Source organism: Streptomyces sp. NPDC051561 (genome assembly GCF_044454195.1).
In the GTDB taxonomy this organism is placed as follows: Bacteria; Actinomycetota; Actinomycetes; order Streptomycetales; family Streptomycetaceae; genus Streptomyces.
This window is the reverse complement of record NZ_JBITDM010000019.1, coordinates 154,287-163,223: the sequence shown is the minus strand read 5'-3', so window position 1 is coordinate 163,223 and position 8,937 is coordinate 154,287. Positions and strand designations below refer to the sequence as shown.

The 8,937-nt window shown below is 70.8% G+C and carries 7 protein-coding genes; 4 read left to right on the top strand and 3 right to left on the bottom strand.

What is annotated here, in order from left to right; translation table 11 throughout:
• Window positions 1-377: 377 nt before the first annotated feature.
• From ACIA73_RS32045 to ACIA73_RS32030, 4 genes are read left to right on the top strand one after another with little or no spacing between them, the layout of a single operon-like run.
• Window positions 378-1,589: an MFS transporter gene (locus ACIA73_RS32045; RefSeq protein ID WP_399442376.1), complete on the top strand. Its 1,212-nt coding sequence runs from the start codon at window positions 378-380 to the stop codon at window positions 1,587-1,589.
• Between the two features lie 59 nt (window positions 1,590-1,648).
• Complete coding sequence (gene pgi, locus ACIA73_RS32040; protein ID WP_399442383.1) at window positions 1,649-3,331, top strand: glucose-6-phosphate isomerase; 1,683 nt, start codon at window positions 1,649-1,651, stop codon at window positions 3,329-3,331.
• 32 nt (window positions 3,332-3,363) lie between these two features.
• On the top strand, window positions 3,364-3,864 hold the full coding sequence (locus ACIA73_RS32035) for a PH domain-containing protein (protein WP_399442375.1): 501 nt from the start codon (window positions 3,364-3,366) through the stop codon (window positions 3,862-3,864).
• Entirely contained in the window at window positions 3,861-5,429 is a 1,569-nt protein-coding gene (locus ACIA73_RS32030) for a PH domain-containing protein (RefSeq protein ID WP_399442373.1), read from the top strand. Before ACIA73_RS32035 ends, ACIA73_RS32030 begins: the two co-directional genes overlap by 4 nt.
• A 137-nt stretch (window positions 5,430-5,566) precedes the next feature.
• Here the strand turns inward: ACIA73_RS32030 and pgl are convergent, their stop codons facing one another.
• The 3 genes from pgl to zwf are packed head-to-tail and all read right to left on the bottom strand — an operon-like array spanning window position 5,567 to window position 8,933.
• Complete coding sequence (gene pgl / locus ACIA73_RS32025) at window positions 5,567-6,349, bottom strand: 6-phosphogluconolactonase (RefSeq protein ID WP_399442372.1); 783 nt, start codon at window positions 6,347-6,349, stop codon at window positions 5,567-5,569.
• A complete protein-coding gene (gene opcA / locus ACIA73_RS32020) occupies window positions 6,349-7,413 on the bottom strand; it encodes a glucose-6-phosphate dehydrogenase assembly protein OpcA (RefSeq protein ID WP_399442371.1) in 1,065 nt (354 codons plus the stop codon). Before opcA ends, pgl begins: the two co-directional genes overlap by 1 nt.
• On the bottom strand, window positions 7,410-8,933 hold the full coding sequence (zwf, locus tag ACIA73_RS32015; protein WP_399442370.1) for a glucose-6-phosphate dehydrogenase: 1,524 nt from the start codon (window positions 8,931-8,933) through the stop codon (window positions 7,410-7,412). The genes opcA and zwf overlap by 4 nt, the downstream gene beginning before the upstream one ends.
• Between the last annotated feature and the right edge of the window lie 4 nt (window positions 8,934-8,937).

Genomic DNA, 8,937 nt, shown 5'->3' with positions numbered 1-8,937 from the left:
CGGACAAGATCACCGACGACGGCCGCGAGCAGCTGCGGGCGCTGGGCTTCAACGTCTGAGTTCCGCTGTGCATGTACGACGGGGGGCCCCCCGCCCCCCCGCGGGGGGGGGGGCGGGGGCCCGGGGGGGGGGGGGGGGGGGTGGGGGGGGGGGGTGTGTGGGGGGGTTTTTTTTTTTGTGTCGGTTCTTTTGTGTTTGGCTTCTGTTTTTTGGTGGCTTTTGGGCCCCCCCCCCCCCCCCGCGGGGGCGGCCGCCCCCCCCGCCCCCCCCCCCCCCCCCCCCCCCCCACCTCTCCGTTTTCGCTGGTCGGAGCGATTGTCAGAGCCGTCCCCTACTGTTCTCGAAAGATCGGAACAGGCTTTCGGGTGGGGGTAGTTGTGACGGAGGTGACGGCGGACGCGGTCCGGGCGCCCACCTGGCGCGGAGGCTACGGGCGGCTGTTCACGGCTGCCGTGATCTCCAAGTTCGGGGACTCGCTGCGCAGCGCCGCGATGCCGCTGCTCGCCGCCTCGCTGACCTCCGACCCGGTGCTGATCTCGCTGGTCACCGCCTGCGGCTTCCTGCCCTGGCTGCTGTTCGGGCTGGTGGGCGGCGCGGTCGCGGACCGGGTGGACCAGCGGCGGGCGATGTGGGCGGTCGATCTGGTTCGGGGGCTGCTGATGGCCGCCTTCGCGGTGGCCGTCGCCCTGGGACAGGCACCGATCGCCCTGCTGCTCGCGGTGGCCTTCGCCCTCACCACCCTCCAGACCCTCTTCGACAACGCGGCCACGGCCCTCCTGCCGTCCCTGGTACCGGCCCCCGCACTGGGCACCGCCAACGCCCGGCTGATGACCGGACAGATCATCGCTGGCACCTTCCTGGCCGCACCCCTGGTGCCGCTGCTGATGCTGTGGGGCCCCTCGGTGCCGTACGCGGTCGACGCGGCCACCTACGCACTCGCGGCGGTGCTGATCATCTCGCTGCGCACCCCGCCCCCGGAACGGGAGCCCAGGGCCGAGGGGGCGACCCTGCGCCGGGACATGGCGGAGGGGCTGAAGGCGCTCTGGGCGGACCGGTCGCTGCGCGGCCTGTGCGTCTCCGCCGCGCTGTGCAACGTCGGTGTCGGGGCCCTGATCGCGATGCTGGTGCTGCACATCACCGGATGGCTGGACGCCGGCCGGGCGGGGTACGTCGCGGGCATCACCGCGTACGGGGTGGGCAGCCTGGCCGGGGGGCTGGTGGCCGGGAGGCTCGCGCGTCTCCTGGGCCGCATACGGTGCGTGTTCCTCGCCGGGGCCGTGCAGACGGGCTGTCTGCTCGCCATGGGGCTGGTCAGGGAGCTGTGGATGACGGTGGTGGCGCTCGCCGTCTTCGGACTGATGGGCCTGGTATGGAACGCCAACGAGGTGACGCTGATGCAGGAGCGCGCCCCGTCCAGGATGCTCGGCCGGATGAGCGCCGCCTTCCGCACCCTGGCCATCGCCGGCGCCCCGCTCGGGGCGCTGCTCGGCGGTCTGGTGGCCTCCGCCTGGGGGCTCAACACCCCGATGCTGATGGCCGCCGGTCTGTTCGCGCTGTCCGTTGCGGCACTCGTACCCCTGATCAATTAAGTTGGGGGAGGCAGCGGGGGATGCATGCGGATACGAGTAGAAGTGGGCTGATGTCCGAGATGAACGCGATGGATTCGAAGAGCGGCTCGACCGGCGCGAGCGGCGGCCCGAGGCTGAACCGGCTTCCCGAATGGGCGGCCCTGGGCAAGCACCGCGAGCAGTTGGGCGAGACCCATCTGCGCGAGCTGTTCGCCGCCGACCCGGCACGCGGCAGCGGCTACACCCTCCAGGCCGGCGACCTGCACCTCGACTACTCCAAGCACCTGCTCACCGACGAGACGCTGGGGCTGCTGCGCGAGCTGGCCGCCGCCACCGGGGTCGCCGAACTGCGCGACGCCATGTTCCGCGGCGAGAAGATCAACACCACCGAGGACCGCGCCGTCCTGCACACCGCGCTGCGCGCACCGCGCGGAGCGGTCGTCGAGGTCGACGGCGAGAACGTGGTCCCGGCGGTGCACGCCGTCCTCGACAAGATGGCCGCCTTCTCCGACAAGGTCCGCTCCGGCGAGTGGACCGGCCACACCGGCAAGCGCATCAAGACGGTCGTGAACATCGGCATCGGCGGCTCCGACCTCGGCCCCGCCATGGCGTACGAGGTGCTGCGCTCCTTCACCCGACGCGACCTGGACTTCCGGTTCGTCTCCAACGTGGACGGCGCCGACCTGCACGAAGCGGTCCGCGACCTGGACGCGGAGGAGACCCTCTTCATCGTCGCCTCCAAGACCTTCACCACCATCGAGACCATCACCAACGCCACGTCGGCCCGCAACTGGCTGCTGACCGAGCTGCGCGCGGACGAGTCCGCCGTCGCCAAGCACTTCGTGGCGCTCTCCACCAACGCCGGGAAGGTCGCCGACTTCGGCATCGACACGGCCAACATGTTCGAGTTCTGGGACTGGGTCGGCGGCCGCTATTCCTTCGACTCGGCCATCGGCCTCTCGCTGATGATCGCGATCGGCCCGGACGGGTTCCGCGAGATGCTCGACGGCTTCCACCGGATCGACGAGCACTTCCGCACCGCGCCCCCCGAGGAGAACGCGCCGCTGCTGCTCGGTCTCCTGGGCGTCTGGTACGGCTCCTTCTTCGACGCGCAGGCCCACGCGGTCCTCCCGTACAGCCACTACCTGTCGAAGTTCACCGCCTACCTCCAGCAGCTCGACATGGAGTCCAACGGCAAGTCCGTGGACCGCGACGGCAACCCGGTCGACTGGCAGACCGGACCGGTCGTCTGGGGCACCCCGGGCACCAACGGACAGCACGCGTACTACCAGTTGCTGCACCAGGGCACCAAGGTCATCCCGGCCGACTTCATCGGCTTCGCCCGCCCGGTCGGGGACCTGCTGCCGGGCCTGAAGGACCAGCACGACCTGCTGATGGCGAACTTCTTCGCCCAGACGCAGGCGCTCGCGTTCGGCAAGACCCCCGAAGAGGTAAGGGCCGAGGGCGTCGCGGAGGAGCTGGTGCCGCACAAGACCTTCCGCGGCAACCACCCCACCACCACGATCCTCAGCGACGAGCTGACGCCGTCCGTGCTCGGCCAGTTGATCGCGCTGTACGAGCACAAGGTCTTCGTCCAGGGCGCGATCTGGAACATCGACTCCTTCGACCAGTGGGGCGTTGAGCTGGGCAAGGTTCTCGCGAAGAAGATCGAGCCGGTGCTCACCAAGGGCGAGGGTGGTGACCAGCTCGACAGTTCGACTGCGGCCTTGGTCGCCAAGTACCGTACGCTGCGCGGTCGTTGAGACCGGGGGCTGATCAAGGCGAGGGGTAACGGGTGACGGGGACGTCGAGTGTGCGGCTGAGGCCGCCGAACAACGAGCTCGACCGGCGGTCGGTGCGCTGGTGGCAGACGCAGTGGCTGACACTGTTCGTACCGCCCGTCCTCGTCCTCGTCCTCCTCGGCATTCTCATCCCGCCGGCCAGGTTCTGGCTGCTGCTGCCCGCCGTGGTGATCGCGGTGCCGGGGCTGCTGATCTCCTTCCTGCTGCCGCTGTGGTGGTACCGGGTGCACCGCTGGGAGGTCACCGACTCGGCGGTCTACGTCCGTACCGGGTTCTTCTGGCAGGAGTGGCGGATCGCGCCGATGTCCCGGATCCAGACCGTGGACACCGTGCGCGGCCCGCTCCAGCAGCTCTTCGGCCTCTCCAGCGTGGCCGTCACCACCGCTTCCGCCAAGGGCGCGGTGAAGATCGAGGGCCTGGACCACGAGATGGCCGCCGAGCTCGCCGAGCAGCTGACGCAGATCACCGGGGCCACGCCGGGGGACGCGACATGAGTGACGGCGGGGGCGGTGCCGGCGCGCGGGACGTCGGTGCGGGGGACGATGGTGTGAGGGACGTGGGCGTGGGGGAGTGGCAGCAGCTCGACCGGCGGGCCGTTCTCGTCGCCGCGCTGATCATGGGCGGCATCGTCGTCAGCGGCAGCGTGCCCGCGCTCATCGTCCTCACGGTTCCCTTCGGGTTCTGGGCGGCGCTCGGCTGGGTGCTGCTGGGGGCGGTGCTGCTGATCGGTGGAAGCGCCGGCGCCGAATACATACGGTGGCGGTACACCCGGTACCGGATCGGCGACGAACGGGCGGAGCTGCACACCGGGCTGCTGCTGGTGAAGCGGCGCTCGTTGGCCCGCGAACGCATCCGCAGCGTCGACCTCACCGCCCACCCCCTGCTACGGGTCCTCGGCCTGGTCAAGGTGCGCATCGGCACCGGCGAGCACAACGGCGCCTCCACCGCGTCCACCCTGACGCTCAACCCGGTGACCCGCCTGGAGGCCGACCGGCTGCGCCGCGAACTCCTCACCAGGGCCGCCGCCGCCGACGGGGAGCACCCGGACGGCAGGCTCGCCACCGTGGACCCCGGCTGGATCCGGTACGCGCCGCTGTCCGTCGCCGCCCCCGTGCTGGGCCTTGCGGCGGGCGGTGCGGTGATGCAGGTCAGCGAGTGGTTCGGGATGCAGATGGGGGTCATCCAGTGGGTCGGTGACCTGTTCAGCGAGGTCTCCGTGGTCTGGATGATCGCGACCATCGCGGTGGTGCTGCTGGTCGCGGGGGTCATCGGCTCGCTCGGCCTGTTCGTCGAGATGTGGTGGAACTACCGGCTGGACCGCGAACCCGGCGGCACCCTGCGGGTCCAGCGCGGACTGTTCACCTCCCGGTCGATCTCCATCGAGGAGCGCAGGCTGCGCGGCGTGGAGGTGGTCGAACCGCTGGGCGTACGGCTGTCGGGCGCGGCCCGCGTCGATGCGGTGGCGACCGGCCTCGCGGAGGGCGAAGCCGATTCCAAGACCGACCACAAGACGCTGATCCCGGCGGTGCCGAAGGCGCTGGCGGACGAGGTGGCGGCCCGTGTGCTGCGCGAGAGGGTCTCGCCGACTGCGGCGGCGCGCCTCAGCCCGCACCCGGTCGCGGCCCGGGGCCGGCGGCTGCGGTGGTCGCTGACCGCGGTCCTGCTGCCGCTCGTGGTGCTGGTGGTGCTCGGGGTGCTGCTGACGGACGTACTGCTGTACATCGCCGGGGCGCTCGCAGTGGCACTGCTGCCGGTGGCCCCGGTACTGGCGGTGGACGCCTACCGGTCGCTGGGGCACGGGATTTCGGGGCAGTACCTGGTCGTACGGTCCGGGACGGTGCGCCGGGCGACGGTGGCGCTGCGGCGGGACGGAGTGATCGGCTTCACCGTGAAGCAGTCGGTGTTCCAACGCCGGGCCCAACTGATCACCGTCACGGCCACCACAGCCGCCGGCACAGGGGCCTATTCCGCCTACGACGCAGGAACCACCAAAGGCCTGAACTTCGCCGAAGAAGCCGTCCCCGGCCTCCTCACCCCCTTCCTGGAGCGAGCCGGGTAATCCCCCTCATCCCCGCCCCTCCAGGGGCGGGGAACTGCGCGCCCAGAACCAACGATCCCCGCGAAACACCACGGCCCGGCCGCCCCCCTCCCAGGGGAACCGCCGGGCCGCCGCACGAACTCGCGCGCCTGGAGCAATCAGGCCGAGGCCGGCGGATACAGCGCCCGCGGCAACTGAGACGCCGCCGCCGCATCCAGCAGCCACAAGGTGCGCGCACGCCCGTACGCCCCGGACGCCGGAGCCTGCACCTCGCCCGGCCCCGAAAGCGCGATGGCCGCCGCCTTCGCCTTGTCCTCGCCGGCCGCGAGCAACCACACCTCACGCGCCGCCCGGATCGCCGGAAGGGTGAGGGAGACCCGGGTGGGCGGAGGCTTGGGGGCTCCGTGGACGCCGACCACCGTCCGCTCGGTCTCCCGTACCGCCGGGTGCCCGGGGAAGAGCGAGGCGACATGGGTGTCGGGGCCTACGCCCAGCATCAGGACGTCGAAGGTGGGGACCGGGCCGTGGTCCTCGGGACCCGCGGCCCGTGCCAGCTCCTGCGCGTACGCCGCCGCCGCCGAGTCCGCGTCCTCGTACCCCTCGTCGGACGCCGGCATCGCGTGCACCCGGGCCGGGTCCAGCGGGACGGAGTCCAGCAGGGCCTCCCTCGCCTGGGTGTAGTTGCGCTCCGGGTCGTCCCGGGGGACGAAACGCTCGTCACCCCACCACAGGTCGAGCCGCGACCAGTCGATCGCGTCCCGGGCCGGGGAGGTGGCCAGCGCGGCCAGCAGACCGTTGCCGTTGCGGCCACCGGTGAGGACCACCGACGCCCGGCCGCGGGCCGCCTGGGCGTCGACCACCTTGGTGATCAGCCGGGCCGCCGCGGCCTGGGCCATCAGCTCCTTGTCCCGGTGGACCACCAACTGCGGTGCGCTGCTCATCACTTGGAGGCCGCCTTCTTGGCGGGAGCGGCCTTCTTCGCGGGGGCGGCCTTCTTGGCGGGGGCATCGTCCGGAGCAGCGGCCCCGGACTCCTTGCCCTCACCCGTGGCGGAGGCCTCCGCCTCCGCCTTGCCCACCACCGCGCCCAGCCGGTCCACGCCGTACTTCAGCGCGGAGGCGTAGGTGTCGTCCGGGTCGAGCCGGCGCAGCTCCTCGGCAAGGAGCTCCGACGTCTCGCGGCGCTTGAGCGCGACCGCCCGGTCCGGCTGCCCGTACATGCACAGCGTGGCCAGCGAGCCGTCCGCCCGGTCCAGCACGACCGGGCCGTCCGCCGTCTCCATCCGTACGGCCGTGAGACCGGGACCGGAGGAGAGCGTGCGCTTCACCGGCACCCCGAGACGGTCCGCCAGCCACATGGCCAGCAGCTCGCAGCTCGGGTTGAACTCCTCGCCCTCCACCTCGACCGAGGAGACCTTGGTGGGCAGCTGGTCCAGGGCCGCGGCCAGCATCGAGCGCCACGGGGTGATGCGGGCCCAGGACAGGTCCGTGTCGCCCGGCGTGTAGTTCTCGCTGCGTGCCGTCAGCTCGTGGATCGGCTGCTCGGCGGCGTAGGTGTCGGTCACCCGGCGCTGGCCGAGGGCACCCAGGGGGTCCTTGGCCGGGTCCACGGGACCGTTCACCGGCCACCAGACGACGGTCGGGGCGTCCGGGAGCAGCAGGGGCAGGACCACCGACTGGGCGTGGTTGATGACCTCGCCGTACAGCCGCAGTACCACCGTCTCGCCGCTGCCCGCGTCCGCACCGAGCCGCACTTCGGCGTCCAGGCGTGCCTTGGAGCGGTCGCGCGGCGAACGCGAGGGCCGCTTGACGACGATGAGCTTGCGCGAGGGGTGCTCGCGCGATGCCTCGTTCGCCGCCTTGAGGGCGTCGTACGCGTTCTCCTCGTCGGTGACGATGACGAGGGTCAGCACCATGCCCACGGCCGGCGTGCCGATGGCCCGCCGTCCCTGCACAAGTGCCTTGTTGATCTTGCTGGACGTGGTGTCCGTCAGGTCGATCCTCATGGCCGGCGCCAGCTCCGTCCGTCTCGTGCGAGCATGTCGTTCGCCTCGTCGGGGCCCCAGGTACCTGACGGGTACTGCGCGGGCTTGCCGTGCTTGTCCCAGTACTCCTCGATCGGGTCGAGGATCCGCCAGGACTGCTCGACCTCCTCCAGGCGGGGGAAGAGGTTGGCGTCGCCCAGCAGGACGTCCAGGATGAGCCGTTCGTACGCCTCGGGGCTGGACTCCGTGAAGGACTCGCCGTACGCGAAGTCCATCGACACGTCCCGGATCTCCATCGAGGTGCCGGGCACCTTGGAGCCGAACCGCACGGTGATTCCCTCGTCCGGCTGGACGCGGATGACGATCGCGTTCTGCCCGAGTTCCTCGGTGGCGGTGTGGTCGAAGGGGGAGTGCGGGGCGCGCTGGAAGACCACCGCGATCTCCGTGACCCGGCGGCCGAGCCGCTTTCCGGTACGGAGGTAGAACGGGACGCCCGCCCAGCGGCGGTTGTCGATCTCCAGCTTGACCGCCGCGTAGGTGTCGGTCTTGGAGTGGGGGTCGATGCCCTCCTCCTGGAGGTAGCCGACCGCCTTCGCGCCGCCCTGCCAGCCCGACGCGTACTGCCCGCGCACGGTGTCCCGGCCCAGATCCTTGGGGATCTTGACCGCACCCAGCGCCTTGGTCTTCTCCGCGACCAGCGCGTCCGCGTCGAAGGAGGCGGGCTCCTCCATCGCGGTCAGCGCGAGCAGCTGGAGGAGGTGGTTCTGGATGACGTCACGGGCGGCGCCGATGCCGTCGTAGTACCCGGCCCGGCCACCGATGCCGATGTCCTCGGCCATGGTGATCTGTACGTGGTCGACGTAACTCCGGTTCCAGATCGGCTCGAACATCTGGTTGGCGAAACGCAGCGCCAGGATGTTCTGGACCGTCTCCTTCCCCAGGTAGTGGTCGATACGGAAGACCTCGTTCGGCGGGAAGACCTCGTGCACGATCCGGTTGAGCTCCTGCGCGGAGGCCAGGTCGTGCCCGAAGGGCTTCTCGATGACGGCGCGCCGCCAGGAGTTCTCCTTCTGGTCGGCCAGTCCGTGCTTCTTGAGCTGCTGGACGACCTTGGGGAAGAACTTCGGCGGGACCGAGAGGTAGAAGGCGAAGTTGCCGCCGGTGCCCTGCGCCTGGTCGAGCTCCTGGATCGTCGACTTCAGCGTCTCGAACGCGTCGTCGTCGTCGAAGTCGCCCTGGACGAAGCGCATCCCCTGGATGAGCTGCTGCCAGACCTCCTCGCGGAACTCGGTGCGCGCGTGCTCCTTGACGGCGTCGTGCACCACCTGCGCGAAGTCTTCGTTCTCCCAGTCGCGGCGGGCGAAACCGATGAGCGAGAAGCCCGGCGGCAACAGGCCGCGATTGGCCAGGTCGTACACCGCGGGCATCAACTTTTTACGGGACAAATCGCCCGTGACGCCGAAAATGACCAGGCCCGACGGCCCCGCGATACGCGGGAGCCGTCGATCCTGTGCGTCACGCAGCGGATTGCTGCTGGACAAGTGG

Excerpts from the sequence above, each read along its gene's own strand:
- pgi (WP_399442383.1), top strand. The coding sequence starts at position 1,649 with ATGAACGCGATGGATTCGAAGAGCGGCTCGACCGGCGCGAGCGGCGGC.
- ACIA73_RS32030 (WP_399442373.1), top strand. The coding sequence starts at position 3,861 with ATGAGTGACGGCGGGGGCGGTGCCGGCGCGCGGGACGTCGGTGCGGGG.
- pgl (WP_399442372.1), bottom strand. The coding sequence starts at position 6,349 with ATGAGCAGCGCACCGCAGTTGGTGGTCCACCGGGACAAGGAGCTGATG.
- opcA (WP_399442371.1), bottom strand. The coding sequence starts at position 7,413 with ATGAGGATCGACCTGACGGACACCACGTCCAGCAAGATCAACAAGGCA.